Raw genomic sequence first — 18993 nt, forward strand, 5'->3', positions numbered from 1 at the left:
AGTTAATCTATATACTTTAATTTCATAACCTTAAATAATAGGGCCGTTTTTATGAGGCTTTTATTGTACGCTGTAATCCTATGTAATTGATATACTATACCGCCTATATATAATCTTCCCAGCACGATCATTACTATTTCTTGAATTATTGTCAGTATTCCTTTTTTATGTAATTTTAGCGTTAATGCTTGGTATGTAAAATGCTAAATAAATATTTTCACATGATTTTTTATTCTACGTCATTCCTCCGATATTTAATTATAAATTGGAGAAGTGATGTTGGTTTCAAAGGATTATTCTTCCGCGGATATTCGCGCGTTTCGAGGACACAGTGATTTTTGGGTTTTATGGAGTGAACACGAAGAACGACTTGTGCGGTGTTGTTATAAATGGTTGCACAATGATATAGATAAAATAGAAGATGCGGTGGCGCAAGCGTGTGAAAAAGCATATAAAGCTTATACAGCACGTGAGGACGATATTGAGAACGCTTTTGCGTGGTTGTGTCGTATTGTACACAACACGTGCATGGACGTACACAGAGCGAATACCAAACAACAAGAGCTCGTAAATCAAGTCTCAGAGCTTCCACAGGAGTTTTTTTTTGCTGATAGCTATTCTAAAACATTAGAATCAGAACTTATTCAATCCAATATTTACCATCGACTTATGCAACAAATCTCCTATTTACCTGCTGAATTACGTCAGGTTGTCGAGTATAAATTTATGCATGATTTAGAGTATCCAGAAATTGCAAGTAAAATGAAGTTAAGTCAGGAGAATGTACGTAAACGGGTGCAGCTGGCACGGAAGAAACTGTCAGGCCTTAGGGAGGAGTATCGCGCTGGATAATATTAACTAACCTCAGCTCTGGATAAGCGAATTTGCCCAATAAAGCTATTTTTCTCACTCTCGGCGTTGCTTTCATTTGTAATAGCCCGCTATTACTGCATAAAAGCGCCTTGATATTAAAAAAAATATCATCATTGGAATGTACGTAAGTTTGTTTTAAAAATATTTCCTATTCCAAAACCCTTATCCAAACCTGAGGTTAACTATTCGTTTTTCGCAAGATGTTACCAGTATTTTGCGCGAAGGTTTATTATCGAATCATTTTATTTTTAACCACATCAAAAAATTAATTTCCTGATTTTTAAGTTTATAAAAAATATAGTTACTCTCCTAATAATCAATACTTATTTCACAACACTGCAAGTTCTCCGTTAGTTTCATAACAGAAGTTGATTCTGGTAAAAAACTCAGCAAATAGCGTGTATTTGTTGTACTAAAAAAATTGTTTCATATTACTTCATAACGGGAGTGATGTGGCGGAGCTTACCTGGACCTTTGATATGACGACAGAAAGACAATGGTATGTGGTGTATACCAAACCAAATACAGAGAAAAAATTTGCAGAGCAGGTTGAGCGCTTACAAAGTGACTGCGAAGTATTTCTGCCTTTAATAACTCAAACGCGTAAATGGAGTGACCGAAATAAAACTATCAGCACAGTATTGTTTAAATCATATGTATTCGTGTATTTAGATGGTAATGAATTTCAGCATATTAAGAGAATGGCGGGCTTTGTAAATTATGTCAGATTTAATAATCGGCCAGCGACAATTGCCTATGAACAAATTACCTTAATTAAACGTTCACTAAATACTGGATACGATATTTCAGTATTAGCGAACCGCTTAATTAAAGGCGCACGAGTAGAGATCATTGCAGGAAGCCTGCAAGGCTATGAAGGAACATTGATGGAGCTAAATAGCAAGCATGTTGTGGCGGTTGAAGTACATGGTCTTGAGCAAAGTATGCTCGTGAGTGTGCCCATCGAACTCATAAAAATTGTAGGAGAAGCGCACTATGGCTGAACTATCTCAACATGGGCTCTATGCATTAAAAGCACAGCTGATCTGTCACGAAGGCTTAGTGTGTAAGCCTTACAAATGTACTGCTGGTAAGCTTACCATCGGTGTCGGGCGTAATTTGCAAGAGCGGGGAATTACTGAGCAAGAAGCGGAATACTTACTCGATAACGATATTACTATGGTACTTGGACAAGTAAGTAAGCAGCTTCCAGTGTTTAATCAACTGTCAGAAGTACGCAAGTTAGTGCTGTTAAATATGGCTTTTAATTTAGGTATACAGGGCTTAAAGCGGTTTAAAAAAATGCTCGCAGCGTTATGTGTCGAAGAGTTTAATCTGGCAGCTCAAGAAATGTTGGATTCTAAGTGGGCTGAGCAGGTTGGGTATCGTGCCAAAGAGCTGGCCGATATGATGGCAAAAGGATAATGTGCTATGGCATCAATACAGGAAGAGCACAACGCTATCGTTGCCGCTGAGCGCCACTTGGCGCAATGTTTTTATGCATTTGGACTCGCTTTAAAAGAGGCGAATGAAGATCTAGAACCAGCTGCAACACAACTTCATAATGCCACGACTACGCTTGCCAAAACCACTCGTTTTTTAGGAGTAAAAGCGTGGTTTGATTTAACTGACTCTGAAGTTACGTTACTCGCTTTGGTGTATATTCAAACTCTGGACCCCGACTGTGTAGCGCCATTTATAGGTCTGAGTTGGTTTGAGCAAGGGCCGACTTTAAGCCTCGACAAGTTGTTAACACTAAATGATAAGTATCTGAGTAAACGTACATTATTGGCAGAAAATATTGGTTCATCTCGCTTATTTACATTAGGCTTATTGAATCAATCGAGTCACTATATGAGTTTATCTTGTGCAGTTCAGATATCGCCATTGTTACAGCAATATTTACAAAGCGGCTGTGTATCGAGCTCGGATGGCGCATTATTTAGTGCAATAAAAAAGTATGGCATTGACCCTGTTTTTAGCTGCAGTTTTGCCAAAGAACAACATAAAATAATCGCAAAGTATACGCTTTTGAACCATGACAATGCCGAACAAGCACTCTGGTATGGTATGCAATTAGCCGCTCATTCAACACTTTCAGTGAGTCAGTTCATTGGCGAAGCAGAAGAAGGAAAGCAGTACGATAGTCAAATACTGCAGGTGGAATTGGCTGAGTTACTGCTTAAAAATAAAGGCCAATCGGTTGTAATATATTGGCCTAATTGGGTGAGCTATTTACACATAGCCTATCAAAATTTGCGAGCCATTATACAGCAATTGCCGCAGGTATATATTGTCACTATGGCTGAACCGCAACAGAGAAAACATGACATTGAGCATGTTGATGAGCGTGTAATTGTGATGCCAACTCAAGAAAAAGTCGCAAGCAGCTGGTTGGCATTGGCACCAGAATCTCAGGCTAGGTTCGAAGCACGTGCTTGGCAATTGGCAACGCATTACCCCATCGCGCTTGAACGTATGAACACACTATCACAACATGCTATTCAATTAATGCATACGCCAGAAGATTATTGGAGCACATTACAAGCCCAATGTTTACAAACACAGAGTGTAGGGTGTGATGAATTGGCAAAGCTCAGTCAGTCGCGTTTTACTTTGCAAGATATGGTACTTGCCAATAGCATGGCACAACCATTAAAAGAGCTCGTGGCACGGGTGCGTTATCAAGCTGAATTAAAAGCGCGATTGCCTCGACTAAATAGTGGCTGTAAAGCGCTTTTTTGGGGCAAGCCCGGCACTGGAAAGTCGATGGCGGCAGAAGCAATAGCGGGAGAGTTACAGCTGCCTTTATATTTGGTTAACCTAGCAAATATTGCCAGTAAATGGATTGGTGAAACGGAAAAGCACTTAGCCAAGCTATTCGATTCAGCAGAGCGCCATAATGCGGTGTTGATGTTTGATGAGGCTGATGCCATTTTCGCCAAACGCAGTGAGGTAGAGTCAAGCCATGATAAAAATGCCAATATGGGAGTGAGTTATTTACTCCAGCGTATGGAGCATTACAGTGGTTTACTGTTACTGAGTACCAACTTTAAAGCAAATTTGGATGAAGCGTTTTTACGCCGATTTCATAATGTGGTTGAGTTTACTTTTCCCACCGAAACAGAGCGAATGACCTTGTGGCTGCATAGTTTAGGCGGTAATGCGGACGACGATTTACTCGGCGTGATAACGCCTCTAGCCCATCAGTTTGAGCTCAGCGCTGCACAGATAATAAATATTACCGAAACAGCACTATTACAAAGTTTAATGGCAGGTAGAGCATTAATAGTTCGCTCAGATATTGCCTGTGCGTTAAAGCGAGAACTGGCAAAACATCACGCCGGGTTTATGGCCCAACAAGACATTTTAAAGTGGTTACAAGGAGGGCATCATGGACCCGACGCTATTGTATAAATTACAGCAAGCATTACACGCGTTTATTACAGAACGAATATTGGCGATAGATCCGACTCAACAAGCGCTTTCGCAACCAGAACAAGGGGTTCAACTGAGCTTTAAAGCCCCTGATAAAGCATTTTTTGATAAAGTAGTCAGTGATATTCCTATGGTGAATTGTTATTTGATTGGCGTAAGTGAAGATGTTGCTCGTCGACAAAGTGAAATTCCGAGAATGGAAGTGAATGATACGCAGTCAGGCAGTGTTTATTATAAAGAACCTAAATTTGTGACACTTACCTATATGCTGACCATCTGGAGTAAAGATGAAGAAAAAAGTGCTGAAATAGAGCACTTAATTTTAAGTTATTTACTCTGTGGTTTAGGACGTTACGACTTTTTACCTGCAGAAATATTAAACGCGCATGATATTCAACTAAACCCCTATGGCATACGCGCCCAGTTATTTGGTAATGAGCAAAGTGACAAGGTCAGTGGTCAGGTTTGGCAGGCATTGGGTTCATCACCGAAACCAACATTACTATTTTCACTGTCATTACCTATTCCGGTATTTGAACCTGTTGAGTTACCAATTGTACGTGAAATAAATAATGTATTAGATAAAAAATAACAGTTACGCGCATTTCACAGTTAACTTCTCGAACAAGACCAAACTTTTTACTTATCCGTATTAGGCAATCTAACTAATGCCCAGCAGCTCGTGTCTGAGCGAAAAAACCAAAGGGACCAACATGAAACATTCAGAACTGAATACTGAACTCAGAGACTACTTTTCACGCGGAGATATACCGACACAGGAACAGTTTTATCAGCTCATTGATGCAGCAACAGATAATCAAGCGACGTTTAGCTTAATAGCACATTTATTTGGTATGACCGTTGATTGTGTGGTGACTGAGCAGCTAACGACGTTGGATGGCAATTTATATGAAGAACCAAAGCTAAAAAATTATAATTTGGCAACGGGTGAAACTGTGTTGATTTACTTGCAAGATGACCCAGCTGTAAACGGGGTTTACACGGTATTGATTGCTGACGATGTGGCAACACTAACATTGCAACAGCAAAGTGCTGATTTTACGCATGGATTATTATTAAAAGCGAATCGTTCACAAGGAAGCAGTGCGAGTTTTTATGAATATAGATTCAATGTAGATGATGCTATCGATGAGTGGGTATCGTTAAAAAGCTTAGATATACCTGAATATATGACTACACACTTGTTGAATGCTCGTTTACCCGCTCACGTTGATTTAACCCAAAACGGCGCAAACTCAAAAGTCACCGCTACGTTGTTCGATGGCAAATTTGACGGTCATTTTTATGGTGATGGGAGTGAGATTAGCGCACTAAATGCAACAGAACTCACATCAGGAAAGGTAAAGCCGGAACGGTTCAATTTTGCAATGGTAGAGGACATTCATAAAGGGGTTGATGCAAAAGTACTGAGCTCTGAGAGTGGTCGCTGGCTTAATCATAAGTTAGAAGCATTGGCCTGCCCACAATTGCTGAATATTCAGGTACGTTGTGCAGAAACCACCGAGTCTATTGATGTGTTACAACCGCCCACAGACATCGACCAAATCATATTAAATCATAGTGATTATGTCTTGCTTACGGCGCAAAATACGCCGAGCCAAAATGGCGTATGGCAACTCGATACACAAATGAGTCCGGCGCAACTCATTCGGGTAAATACCGCAGAGCTATCCTCTCTTTCGACGGGGAGTGCGATTGCTGTAAAGGAAGGAAGTCAGCATCAAGGTCAGGTATTTGTAGTGGCAGCACAATACAGTTATGGTCAAGCCGCTGAGTATTATTGGCAGCCCTCTTCGGCAATCGCAATGGCAGGTATTGGTTTAAAAAATCAAAATAACCAAATCAGCGTAGATTTTGCCTCAGTACAAGATGTACAAAGTGCGACGGCTGAAAAAGTGGTAGATGCAAGTGTATTAGCGGCGCAGCTTGCCGCGACCTCAACGGAGCTTACTGATGACTATACAGAACGAGTCAACACGCAAAAGCTCAGAATTGACAGTATTTTGTCAGCCAGTGATGCTGATAAAGACTCTTTTGCCGAAATTGTTACTTTAATTAACTCGGTAGACACAGAGTCAGATACTGCATTTGCTAATTACGCGCAAACGAATGATGCGCGCAGTACGTCGCTGGAAAATAACTTAGTAACAGAGTCGCAATCACGTATTACACAAAACAGCGCATTAGAGACGGCAATTCAGAATGAATCTCAAGTCCGACAAGAGCAAAATACAGTGCTCACTGAGGCGCTACAAAATGAAGTGACAACACGAGTATCTCAAGGGAGCGAACGTTATACCAAAGTAGAGTCGGATACTCGATATATTCAAAAAACCGGCGATACACTCAGTGGTCACTTTAATATAGAGACTGCCAATTTAGTCGGAAATTTGAATGTTGAGGGGGCCATTGTTGCAACTCACGATGTGACTGCCTTTTCAGATCAAAGATTGAAAAGTAACGTGATGCATATTGAAAATGCACTTGAACGCATTACACAGTTGCAAGGTGTGACCTTTACTCGCACGGATTTATCTGAAGAACGTCGATTTTCAGGACTGATAGCGCAACAAGTAGCCAATGTGCTGCCGGAAGTAGTGCATCAAGAAGGTGAGTACCTCAGTGTAGCCTATGGAAATATGGTGGGGTTATTGGTTGAGGGAATAAAAGCGCTCAATAAAAAAGTCGCTCATTTAGAAACCCAGCTTGAAAAAAATGATTGTTAATATGTGCTGCTACAGTGAGGAAAGAGTATGTCATTGCAAAATATAGGGGCTATTTCATTAGCAGATATCGGGCAAGAATATAGCACGCAGCCGCCATATGCGCTAAGCGTGTACAGCGAACATATTAATAAAATACCAGGGCAAAGTATTGCTGTTAGTGAGTTTTATGGCGCATCTGCACATACCATTTTTTTGCTTGATAAAGTATTTGATGTGTATAGCAATCGAGAGGCCACGATACCTATTGCCAATATTCTAGCAGGTAGTTTTGATGAGTATAGTGATGGTCAAGAGGCCATAAGGCTCGTGAATGTGTTAAATGCCCAATATGGCAGTGTGCGCATAGATGGTGTGAATGTGGTATTCACTTCAAGCAGTGGTGTGAACAGTGCAGCTCGGTTTGACTTTGTGGTAGAGAACAGCATAGGAGTTAGGAAGACCCATTTTGTCAGTATGCGTGTGTTGGCTATTCCACCGCTCATATGCAACCCTGATACCTTTAGCTTGCAGCAAGGGGAAACGCTATATGTGAGCGCCTCTCAACTGATCGTAAATGATGAAGACAGCTCTAATTCAGGCATCACTTTGGTGTCGGTTAGCGGCCCTATTGGTGGGAGTGTTAACCTAGTGGGGGATAATATCACCTTTATTTCTACGGGTTTGGCAGAGCAGCCAGCACAATTTACTTATCATATAAAAAATGGCTTAGATGAAACGCAAATAGGGACTGTGTTTATAAACATTACACCTTTGCCAGAGCTTGAAGCGTTTGTTTATCGCACCCAAGCTGAAGTATCTACTGCTATTGCCAGTTATAGCCCGCCAACAATGGAAGACGTATTCAATAGTTGGGCCCGGTTTGCTGGGGCAGCCTATTTCCCTGATGCAAATACTGCAACCGGGGAGGCCGCCGATTGGCAATTTTTACGAAGTCCAGATAGGGTGTCTATGCCAACCAATACTAGCAGTGGTTGTGGTTTTATATCACCGGATAAATTGGATAATTTCTCTTTTGAAGCAACACTCACTTCACCAGCGGCAGACGATGATACTATCGGACTGATTGTTGCCTTTGTACGAGAAGGCGGTGTTAATAAATTTTTGGCGTTAGTCAGAACAAAAGGCGGGATGGGGCCAAATCAAGGGTATGGGCTGATTTATAGTGAAAATGGACCTTGGCCACCGACTTGGGTGATTAATGATATAAATATTGATGGCGTAGCAGGTCATTTTGATGGTGCGAAAACCCGAGTAAAAATACAGCGCCAAGGTGATGTCATTACATGCTATACCACCAACTGGAATGACGTTGATAATTACCAGGCAGGTTCAAAAATAACCCTTGATTTAAATAGTGACAATCGCCTCAATATTTTTAAAGGGCCGCAGCAATATGGTTATTATACCCATTCACAAGCAGGCTCTACTTATCTAGACATTGATTTTAATGGTGGCTTAGATGCCAGTAAAATATACGATGCGCAAAACAATCAGTGCTGGGAATACACGGGTGGCAGTTGGCAATTGGTACAAGGTACAATACAAAGCCATTTGGGGTATATTCGCAAGGTATTTAACCCTGAAACATTAGAACGCTTTTTGATATCGAGTACTGTCATTACTCATTTGGGCTACTTAGTGGACGAAGCACAATGGATGAAAGAAAAGCTCATTGATCAGCGGCAGTACGTGCTTACTAGGCAAAGTACTGGGCAAAATGGTGCTGTAAGTGGCGTACGCGTACTGGCTATATATGCGCTGGATCAAGAACAAAGTAATCTATTGCTCACTAAACCAGAGCTGCTAACAATATCAGAGCATGTGCATCATGATAGCGCTTCAGGGTTCAATAATGTTGGTGTCAAAAACTGGTTTGAATCGCAGAGTATAGACTTAGTTGGTACTCAATTTATTGGTGGAACGGTGGTGCTCGAAGGCGGAATAGTTGGGCGTATCACGGACATTGGTAACGATAATGGCACCAGCGCTTATATATCTTATGACACTGCTACTTATCAATTATTTGATTTAACAAGCTCGTAATAACGTTTTAATTATTCTTGTGTTTATACCCATGGTATTTAAATAATAGTCAGTAATGCGACAAGCACAGGGTGAAGTGATGGCGAAAAAAACTTCACGATATCGTACTTCCTTACGTCATATTTTATCCAGTTAAAGCGTCAACGCGTATTTTTGAATACTCAATACTTTTATGAAATCGGTTTTACACACTGTCACTTATCTGCATAGCAGTACACCTTTATGTTTATGAGCCAAGCCAACATGGCATGCCATGAACATAATCAACAGTGCATTATCATTTATTACAGACGATGCACTCCCCATATTAGGAGGCCATTTATGGCGAATACACTATCACTATCAGCACGATTAGCATCTTTACAGGGCAATGTTCCTGGACGAGAAGATAAAATTATAGATAATACCGAACGCGCAAATTCACTTTATCGGTATTTGGGAATTATTCAGCAGGTTGAGACTGTTGAAGAAGTTGAGACGCCACTGTTAGCTTATGCAAACCCACTGGTTGAGGTTGGTCAATATGTATTACTAGTAGGTCAATCAGTCGGATTAAACAATGGTATTTATAAGCTTGAAGTAAGCGGTGATTTAGCCAAAGTTGAGCGTCCTTATGATGTAGGCAACATGGTTGATGACTTAAATCATAATAACGACGAGCAAACGGTATTATGGCGACTAACCAGTAAGGATGATGTATTAGGACAAGTTTGGAGCAAAGAAATTTACCACGATACACCCCCTGTGGCTGTGTAGCGCATATAGAGCAGCTCAATATAATTATGAGCTATTGATGAGTGTGCAGAGGCGTAATAATTCGTCTCTGTACATATTTTTATATACCTTCTATGTGCCATCAACGATGGAGTAAGGTAATAAGAAGTGTGCATACACTGGAGCGATTATGCCTATAGACTATTTCAATCTTAACGATATGTTTGCAAGCGTCGTTAGAAAAGCGCAGCACTTAGAGCGATATATAGGTGTTAAACAGGAAGTGGATGTTATTCATAATGACAACGTCGATATTAACCAAATCGCTTCACCAAAACATTGGCAAACCATGCATTTGCTAACGCAGCAAATTGATGCGACCCAAAATGGCGTGTATCTCATTCGTGAGACAGGGCAATGGCAGGCGCTACGTGGCGATTTAGAAGTTGGCAATTTGGTGACCAGTAAACACCCCGATGAATTTGGGCAATACACTTATTATGAGCTGGTGGCAAAACAAGGCGAAGTATACACTTGGCAGCCGTTTACATTGACCGACCTTAAATCGAACTGATGATGTGAATTACCCTATATTATGCAATTTTTGCCTTTGCAGTCCAGCGTATTTCGACGGAGCAATGCCTCGTCATGTTACCCCTTTAGTCAGAGTAATACAGTATGATCGATACCGTGAGAACCAAACTTAAACGCTTTTTTTCAGCGGGTGCCAAACCGACAGGGGCGCAATTTGCTGAGCTGATTGATCATTGTATGATTGGAGAGGATGATGGTATTCGAATCGACGAGCATGGCAATGCTGAACTAACCGACAACCTAACAGTACGAGGAGACTTAAGAGTTGATGGTACGGTTTGGCTTGCGAGTAGATCAAGTAATACCGAAGCGAGCGCAACAAATCACAGTAAGGGCAATGCACATAGCCTACCTGTAGGGGCCATTATATTATGGTTTGGTGAAGGCCTTCCTGATGGGTATGCGCTTTGCGATGGCTTGCAGGGACGGCCCACAATGTTATACGAACATTCAGTTATGAATAATAAACGTATGAATAATGTGCGAATGGATAAAGTACAGGTGGACAAGCGGAGCAGCGCTATGGAAACCCCAGCCAAAACAACGGCACTCACTGATGTGAAGTATATTATCAAAATTCGTTAAAGCAGTATTTTTCATTACTTACGCTTATTGTGTAAGCGATTTTCTCATTTCTATCAAGGAACCTTTATGTATCAGTCACGTAATCATGAACAGTACGAGCAGGACGTATTTCCCATACAGCGCCAAAGCATGAGCCGAGAAGCGCGTTTAAAAGACAACGTAGGTAGCATGATGGGCGTTGATTTAAGTCATGTTGCAGTGCACACCAATTCATCAAAGCCAGCGCAACTTAACGCTCACGCGTATGCACAAGGCAGCGAAGTACACATCAGCCCAGGTCAAGATCGTCATTTAGGGCATGAACTCGCTCACATTGGCCAGCAAATGCAAGGCCGAGTACAAGCCACTACCCAGTTTGCAGGGCAAGCGGTGAATGATGACCCAAAACTCGAGCACGAAGCGGATGTGATAGGCGCAAGGGCTGAGAGTATGTGATTTTTTGGGGCTAAGTAAAGTATTGTGGATCAAGTGACTTGACCCCTTTCCTTATTACTGGATGACGATGTTCGGCTGTTGAATGATATAAAAAGTAATACTAGAGGAATGCGGCAATGAGGGCCTTGAAAAATACACGTTAGTCATAGATAAACTCATAGGCGTGATAAATTGTGTGACAATGTTTAGGTGCAATTACCATTTTTTAATGAGGCCGTAAACATAGGGAAGAAGGGAGCAAGCAGCTTGATTCATTATACTTTTTCTACACTAAATGTCAGTCATCTAGGCATTCCTACGACTCAAGCACATAACTGAACCAAAAATCCATTGAAAGCGTTTGTTAGCCCAATAGTTATAGGCAATGAAGAAAGCCTATTACAACGATTAAAGAAAATTAATAAAGGTTTGCGATATGTATGCCCAAAAAGAGAAGTCAAAAGAAAATAGGAGTAAAGCGGTTGTTAATACAGTTGCTCAGAAGAGAAGTAATTTTAAGCAAGGATTTGGACCTGTTGATAATCGGCAAGATAAAGAAAAATTCGGGAGTATGAAACAAAATTTTAGTAATTTACCAAGAGTTAATCAGTTGGAAGGTGTTAATCAGCATATTAGCTTTAATACTTTTGCTCCCAATAACTATGTCGTTCAGAAAGTTGATGATTCTCTGGAAGAAGACGGTGATACTCACGAAGATATGAGTGATACTGCTTTTGACGTAGCGAATGAGACAATTATTTATGAGGGAGGTGGCGCTATTCAGTTAGCAAGAAAGCCTGATGCATGGAGTGGCCCCAAAGATGTAGGAGGGCATAAAGATCTTTGGTATTTTCGTGATGGTGGTGGAAACATAGACTTTCAAACCCCGCTTAATAACCACGGGAGTAAGGATGACGATAAATCTAGTATGAAAGCGAGCAAACATACCGCACTTGACACATTTACTAAGGGGGGAGCTTTGGTGGATTTAGGAACGGTATATGATACGAAAAACCGCACGGAGCACTTTAAACGCGCAAATACAATATGTAATAACAAAGGTATTAAAGTAAATGGCGGGTTATTCCCAATTGCTGGGGTGTCACCAGACAATTGGACTTGGCATCATTTATCAGCCAAATATAGAATGATATTGGTAAACAGAGAGGCACACAGAAGGTTTGGCCACAATGGGGGGGTTCATATTTGGTAAATAATTAATAGAACAGGCGACTTAAGAAATTGCTCTAATCTTACAGTTATCTATTTTAATTCGTCGAAACTCTACACCATGACGAAACTTATCGAATATGCAACTAGTGGCTATATCGCTAGTAAATAGGACGTTGGAAATTAAATGTGTGAGTGATCTGGATAGAAAAATCCAGCCGTCGGCTGCAATGTCACCGAGGAGGAGTCTGAGTGTGTATTAAGGCATAATGTAGCCTGATATTTTCCGTCTTTTAGTGTCTGCTTTGCGATAAGCATCGAATCTGTCGACCTGTAACTCCCCCAAAAAATGAAACAGTTCATAAGTAGAATTTTCCATTAACTAAAATAGGAAAATTTACGATGAGAAAAAGTAAGTTCACCGAAACTCAAATTGTCAGCATGATCAAAGAAGCTGGATCAGGTATTCCAGTGCCTGAAATTTGCCGTAAACATGGCATCGGCCAAAGCACATTTTACAAATGGCGCTCAAAATATGGTGGTATGGAAGCGTCTGATGTTAAACGCCTCAAAGAACTTGAAGAAGAAAACCGTAAGCTAAAAGATATGTTTGCAACGCTGAGCTTAAAGCACTCGATGCTTGAGGATATCATTGCAAAAAAGCTGTAAAGACAAGTAGACGCAGAGCTTGGGTTGAACATTTAAGATCCCAATTTAACGTCAGCATCGCATTTGCTTGTGAAGTGGCTGGGCTAAGCCGCTCAGGTTTTTATTACAAACATAAACGGCCATCAGATGATGAAGTTGCATTGCTAGCATTGGTCGAACGTCACCAAAGATGGGGGCTGCCCAAACTATTTAAAAGGCTTCGCAACAAGGGTAAACCTTGGAATAAGAAGCGTGTTGAACGAGTTTACAACATGCTAAAACTCAACTTAAGACGTAAAGGAAAACGCCGTGTACCAACGAGAGCGCCAGAACCGTTAAGTGCCCCAGCAGAACATTGAATGTACTCGATGACTTCAATCGACAAGCATTAGCGATTGAAGTTGATACCAGTTTAACGGCTGAGAGAGTAATTAGGACACTAAAACAGATCATTGCTTGGCGCGGCAAACCAAAACAAATTAGAGTAGACAATGGCCCAGAGTTTACTTCCACTATGCTTGAAACGTGGGCGATGGAAAACAGTATTAAGCTAGAGTTTATAAAACCTGGTAGCCCTTATCAAAATGGCTTTGTGGAAAGGTTTAACCGAAGTTACCGTGAAGAAGTGCTAGATTTATACTTGTTTGAGTCACTACAAGAAGTACGTGAAATCACAGATGAATGGTTAGATATTTATAATTATGAACGACCCCATGATTCACTTGGTGATATGACACCAATTAGTTATCTTGAGGCTGCATAAAATTCTGCAAAAGAGCTGTACTAAATTGGGTGGAGTTACACCATTAAAACGTCTTTTAGCCCAATTGTTATAGGCAATGAAAGAAAGCCTACAACAATGATTAAAGGCCAATTAAGAAGGATTGAGATATGTATGCACAAATAGAGAAGCCGAAAGGGCATAAAGGTAGGGCGGTTGCAAGTACTGTTACTCAAAAGAAAAGTAATGTGAAGCAAGGATTTGGATTTGTGGATAATCGACCTGAGACTATTATACAAAGGGCTCCTATGAATGTAGAAGTGACATGGGGGGTTACCCATCTAGTGAAAAAGACAGATGGGAGTCTTTTGGGGCGTGGGAATTACACAGATAACGAAATTGGTAAGAAAGGAGAGTTGATAAGTGGGGAAAAACTATTAATTGATGATGATAAAATCTTTAGATCTAGGCGAGGCGCTAATCAAGAAAACACCGTAAATAGGGAAAGAAACAATAATTCAGTACCCACAACGATTTGGTATCACGTATTGAATTCGCGTAATGAGGATGTCGCAGCACAGAAATTGTATATTCGATCAGGTACGTTTACAAAGTCGGACAAGAGCGATAACTTTGGGGCGAAACACCCTCTGAATGAAACACAAGTAAAGGATACACGAGCCACATCAAAATATGGTCAGGCTGCGGAAGAAGCTTTAGGTAGTTACGATCTAGATGTTGAAATCGAAGAGCTACTGTCACAAGTAAGGGCGGCTCCAACAAAGGTATTTTTTGATAATCGTCCTGAATTTAACAACTGGACTCCAGAGGATCTTCAAACTTTACCGATTGAAAACATTATTGATAAGGAAACTCAAATGCTTGATACGCATGTTCCCCTTTATCATGGACAAAACCTTAGTCATTGGGCCAATACTTATTTTATAAATGCATTTATGCAAAAAGCATACACTGACCCTGAGCTAACGGACAAAATATGGCTTCGTAACCCTTTTGATTCTCAAAAATTAAGGTTTCAGTCGGTAGCGGATCGAGCCAAATATCTTTCAGATTCTGGGGAACAATTAGACGTTAGCTCTGGAAAAACCGATAATGATCCTAATAAGGCGAGAGTTTTATTATCAACAAATCCCTCCTTAATGCAAAACAGTGATGAAGACGCAATGGAGTCAACTGCCGATTTTGTCTACAGCAATATGAGTGTTTTAAAACCAAGTGAAACGAACGCTCTAACGTCTTTGTTTGAGAAAATAAACCAAAAGGAATTGGGTGAAAAATATACTCTTGAAATTGATAGTTTGGTTCAAGAACATCTATCGATGGAAAATACGCGAGGAGTTTTGTTTCAGATTCTTATACCGCATCATGAAGTTAGAGATTTGGTGTATATATCAGGTAAAAATGGAGTAAGGGATCAGAGTAATTTAGATTCGCTAAAAACCCTAATAGGTATGCAGCTTGGGACTAAAGATAACCCTGTTAATAAAAATACATTGCAGGCACGTATTCTTATGGATCCGCTTATGGATCCCAGAAGAAAAACAGGGGTTAAGATAATTCCATATTTCGATAAAAAACCAGAAGTACAACGGGCAATCAGAGTAGTTATGAAATCAATCGATCAAATGGTATCCGCACTTTTGCGAAGTTTTGAGTGATTTTTTACACCTCGAAGATTGTTAACAGGGCAGGCGACTAAAGGAGTGACCAAATATCTGTAAAAAATAAAAGTGATAATTTCAAAAAAACAATGTGTAGATCGATAAGCTATCATCTTTGGGGTCAGGTCTTGCTTTTTGCCTTTTTAGTCCTTTCTCATCACATCAACTATACTCAATACTCCAACCATATATGTTCATGGAAGAACAATGGCAAGACCACTACGATTGGAGTTTGCAGGGGCGTTATATCACGTAACGTCGCGCGGTAACGAGAGAAAGCCGATTTATCTTGAACCGGCGGATTTTGACTTATTTTTAGCGCAGCTAGAACGAGTATGTGAACGGTTTAATTGGTGCATTCACGCTTATTGTTTAATGACCAACCACTATCATTTGCTTGTTGAAACACTGGAAGCCAACTTAAGTGCAGGTATGCGGCAGCTCAATGGGGTTTATACCCAGTCTTTTAATCGCGCTCATTGCCGAGTAGGGCATTTATTCCAAGGTAGATTTAAGTCTATATTGGTGGATAAAGATGCATACCTACTCGAATTAAATCGTTACATTGTACTTAACCCTATCAGAGCGAATATGGTTGAAACACTGGAGCAATGGCCTTGGAGTAGCTGGCATTGCGTGATGGGTTTAAGTGATGCGCCCAACTGGCTCGATGTTGATAGCCTTTTAAGACACTTTTCGACCAACCGCCAGTTGGCTCGTTCACGCTTTGCTGAGTTTGTTGTAAATGGAATAGGGATAAATCTGTGGCAAAACATTACTAACCAAGTGTTTTTAGGTAGTGATGCTTTTGTTCAGCGTTTTTTATCAAACGAAGAGATGCTGAAGGCTGATTTATCAGAAGTTCCTAAAAAGCAAGTTCGGGCGAAAGCATTAACCTTACGACAATATGAGCAAACCAGCCGAAATCGCAATGAAGCAATACAACAAGCCTACTCATCAGGGCACTATAGCCAAAAAGAGTTAGGAGAGTTCTTTAATCTTCATTATTCTCGGATCAGTCGAATAATAGCAAAAGGCAAGACCTGACCCCAAAGTTTGACCCCAAAGTTTCCCCCATTTTTTTTGAGAACTCAATAAACATACATTCGAAAATATAACGTAAATACGATGTAGGTTAGCAATGGCTAATTTACACCTTCCCTTACTTATTGCCTGCTATTTGTTAATTACGCGTAAATCTATCCAAAACTTTTTGAAGTAAACCTGCACCCCCCGAACTTTCAAATTCTTAAAAATGAGGCGACTTATGTATAAGCACAAACCAATATTAAAATCAGAGCCAATGGCTGAAATACCGACAAAGCGAGAGTCATATATAAACACAGCGCCAGTACAGCGAGCTCTTATGAAAGGCAAAGAATCGGTAAGTTATGGTGAATTTATCGCAAATTTAAATATAGTGCGCAGAGCTGGTGGTATTAACCCGCACAACTTAGCGATTGATAATATGTTTGCTCAATATGTATATCAATTTTTTAATATTATAAAGGGGCGAGAAAACATCGCTATAGGCACTGCGTTGCGAGGGTACTGGCGGGCAATGACAGAGGGGCATGACTATTTGCAAAGTAGTGCCGTGTCACAAGCCGCACTTGAGCTGGCTTACACTGGCAGTGAAAACCAACAGCGTTTGAGTGAAATATTGTCGGGGTCAAGTGGCGCCCTCACACTCATTTTTCGTGGGACTAACTCGAATCAAGCGAAGAAAATACTCGCTAATCAAACATTAGGGGGGGAGGTCAGTGCTGGCCAAGATTTGCCAAGTCCGGGTGAAGCCGCCGCAAAAGCACAAACCGGACTAAATATAAAAGAAACGGAGGAAGGCCGTATTGAGGAGTGGTCCACTAAGTTTGGTGGTTTAACAGGGTTTGCGACAGATGGTGTCATGCTTGTAGCCTTAGTAAATCGTGACTCAATTGCGACAAGTGAGTTATCAATAGGTGAGCAAGGCGCAACTGGTTACGCCAAGCAACCATTAGTCAGTGTTGCGATATATGAGATTGGGCGAAAATCAGAAATACCTGATAATGTGAAGTTTTTTGATACAGTGAAAAAGTCTTTCAATTTAGCACATGGTGGACAAGATAAGACTCAAGCTAAACCACATGTAGCTAAACCAGTAGCTAATTTTGATCCATCGGATAAATTTTTTGATTAATGTGAGTAACGCTATAAGTAAGAGGGCGTACAGCGGCAATGTATTTTGTTTCGAAAAAGATACGCTGTATTTTAGAGCTCTTTTGCTTTGGGTTCAGTGAGTTGTATTACTTTGTAAGTTGGGCAAAAACACAGAAAGAACGCGTAATTTCCAAAAAGATTACATGCTGTTTTTTTAGGGGGCGGCGAAACAAGCGGTTTGTTCCTACTGACCTTTGGGCGAATAGGATAAATCCAAAGTAAGAAAAGGGTTGAGATATGCATATGCAAAGAGAAAAGCCACAAGAGAATAAATGTAGTGAGGCTACGGATTCTATTGTGCAGAAAAAGTGTCATGTGAAGCAAGCACGTAGATTTGTTAATAGTTGGTCTAACTCAATTACACAAAGGAGGCTGCACGAAGCAAAGGAAAATAACCGCCCGAGGCAGATGATGGGTAATAATGATTCCAACACGATTGTACAGAGGATGGGGTATGAGCAAAAAGACGGATCAACGATATACTCAGAATTAAAAGAGGACGATAGCGAGATTAGTTTTGAAGGGGCAATTCGTAATAGTGAACAACAAGAAACAGCGATTAGTGCCCGTTTGGCTTTTAATGAAATGACAATACCCTTGGCGAATGTTCAAGCGGGACTGGGGTTTTTGGATAGAAAATTCAAAAGTACAACCGCATTGAATATACAAACATTGGATGCAACGCCAAGAGGCAGAAAAATTGGTCAGATATTAACATTTCACTTGGCTGAGCGAGCAAAAAATAAGGGTGTTCCGTATGTAATTGCAGGTGGCGTTAGTGACGCAAGAACGCCTTTTTATACCCCGCTTGGATTTAAAGATATGCTTAACGCACCGCCGTGGATCGATTTGGTACAGGAAAAGGCTGAATTGGAAAATGAATTACGAAAGGAATTGTCAAAAAAGCAAAGTGAACCACTATTAAAGCGGCATCAAGAAATATCTAAATTGATGGAGTCTAATAGAATTTACATCGCTGCAAATGATTTATCATCGAACTCAAAATCAAAAATGGATGTTGTTTGGAACACATCATTGTTTTGATTAGTAATATGGCTAAACTTTAAAGAAAGGGATTCAAGATATACGTCAATAAGCGTTAAACGAGTCAGTATATTCGATAATTCACAGTTGGGGGAGGTCTTAACGGATTGAGTACGAGTAC

General features: G+C 40.6%; 16 protein-coding genes and 1 pseudogene. All 17 read left to right on the forward strand.

Annotated elements, in window-relative coordinates; genetic code table 11:
• The first annotated feature begins 276 nt into the window (after positions 1-276).
• The 17 genes and pseudogenes from PAUR_RS19665 to PAUR_RS19745 all read left to right on the forward strand — a co-directional run bounded on the left by PAUR_RS19665 (position 277) and on the right by PAUR_RS19745 (position 18872).
• Positions 277-852, forward strand: a complete 576-nt coding sequence (locus tag PAUR_RS19665; RefSeq protein WP_192509432.1) for an RNA polymerase sigma factor — start codon at positions 277-279, stop codon at positions 850-852.
• A gap of 473 nt (positions 853-1325) precedes the next feature.
• Positions 1326-1877 carry a UpxY family transcription antiterminator gene (locus tag PAUR_RS19670; protein ID WP_318782641.1) on the forward strand — a complete coding sequence of 184 codons (552 nt, stop codon included), beginning with the start codon at positions 1326-1328 and terminating at the stop codon, positions 1875-1877.
• Positions 1870-2298 (forward strand): glycoside hydrolase family protein, encoded by a 429-nt coding sequence (locus tag PAUR_RS19675; protein WP_192509433.1) that lies wholly within the window; start codon positions 1870-1872, stop codon positions 2296-2298. The genes PAUR_RS19670 and PAUR_RS19675 overlap by 8 nt, the downstream gene beginning before the upstream one ends.
• 6 nt (positions 2299-2304) lie before the next feature.
• Positions 2305-4290 (forward strand): ATP-binding protein, encoded by a 1986-nt coding sequence (locus PAUR_RS19680; protein ID WP_192509434.1) that lies wholly within the window; start codon positions 2305-2307, stop codon positions 4288-4290.
• Entirely contained in the window at positions 4268-4903 is a 636-nt protein-coding gene (locus PAUR_RS19685; RefSeq protein WP_192509435.1) for a Pvc16 family protein, read from the forward strand. Before PAUR_RS19680 ends, PAUR_RS19685 begins: the two co-directional genes overlap by 23 nt.
• A gap of 121 nt (positions 4904-5024) precedes the next feature.
• The gene (locus tag PAUR_RS19690; protein ID WP_192509436.1) at positions 5025-7058 is read left to right on the forward strand and encodes a tail fiber domain-containing protein; all 2034 of its coding nucleotides are present in this window, start codon (positions 5025-5027) and stop codon (positions 7056-7058) included.
• 27 nt (positions 7059-7085) lie between these two features.
• Complete coding sequence (locus tag PAUR_RS19695; protein ID WP_192509437.1) at positions 7086-9101, forward strand: Ig-like domain-containing protein; 2016 nt, start codon at positions 7086-7088, stop codon at positions 9099-9101.
• A 321-nt stretch (positions 9102-9422) separates the two neighbouring features.
• Positions 9423-9857: a hypothetical protein gene (locus PAUR_RS19700; protein ID WP_192509438.1), complete on the forward strand. Its 435-nt coding sequence runs from the start codon at positions 9423-9425 to the stop codon at positions 9855-9857.
• A gap of 148 nt (positions 9858-10005) precedes the next feature.
• Positions 10006-10389 (forward strand): hypothetical protein, encoded by a 384-nt coding sequence (locus tag PAUR_RS19705; RefSeq protein WP_192509439.1) that lies wholly within the window; start codon positions 10006-10008, stop codon positions 10387-10389.
• A 104-nt stretch (positions 10390-10493) separates the two neighbouring features.
• A complete protein-coding gene (locus PAUR_RS19710) occupies positions 10494-10994 on the forward strand; it encodes a hypothetical protein (protein ID WP_192509440.1) in 501 nt (166 codons plus the stop codon).
• 66 nt (positions 10995-11060) lie between these two features.
• Entirely contained in the window at positions 11061-11429 is a 369-nt protein-coding gene (locus tag PAUR_RS19715) for an eCIS core domain-containing protein (RefSeq protein WP_192509441.1), read from the forward strand.
• Between the two features lie 415 nt (positions 11430-11844).
• On the forward strand, positions 11845-12621 hold the full coding sequence (locus PAUR_RS19720) for an HNH endonuclease (RefSeq protein WP_192509442.1): 777 nt from the start codon (positions 11845-11847) through the stop codon (positions 12619-12621).
• A gap of 359 nt (positions 12622-12980) precedes the next feature.
• Positions 12981-13989, forward strand: a pseudogene (locus tag PAUR_RS19725) (IS3 family transposase).
• 128 nt (positions 13990-14117) lie between these two features.
• Positions 14118-15626, forward strand: a complete 1509-nt coding sequence (locus tag PAUR_RS19730) for a hypothetical protein (protein ID WP_192509443.1) — start codon at positions 14118-14120, stop codon at positions 15624-15626.
• 210 nt (positions 15627-15836) lie between these two features.
• Entirely contained in the window at positions 15837-16676 is an 840-nt protein-coding gene (locus PAUR_RS19735; RefSeq protein ID WP_192509444.1) for an REP-associated tyrosine transposase, read from the forward strand.
• A gap of 220 nt (positions 16677-16896) precedes the next feature.
• On the forward strand, positions 16897-17808 hold the full coding sequence (locus PAUR_RS19740) for a hypothetical protein (protein ID WP_192509445.1): 912 nt from the start codon (positions 16897-16899) through the stop codon (positions 17806-17808).
• A gap of 257 nt (positions 17809-18065) precedes the next feature.
• On the forward strand, positions 18066-18872 hold the full coding sequence (locus PAUR_RS19745; RefSeq protein ID WP_192509446.1) for a hypothetical protein: 807 nt from the start codon (positions 18066-18068) through the stop codon (positions 18870-18872).
• Positions 18873-18993: the final 121 nt, after the last annotated feature.

The sequence above is a fragment of the Pseudoalteromonas aurantia 208 genome, from assembly GCF_014858725.1.
Lineage (GTDB): Bacteria > Pseudomonadota > Gammaproteobacteria > Enterobacterales > Alteromonadaceae > Pseudoalteromonas > Pseudoalteromonas aurantia.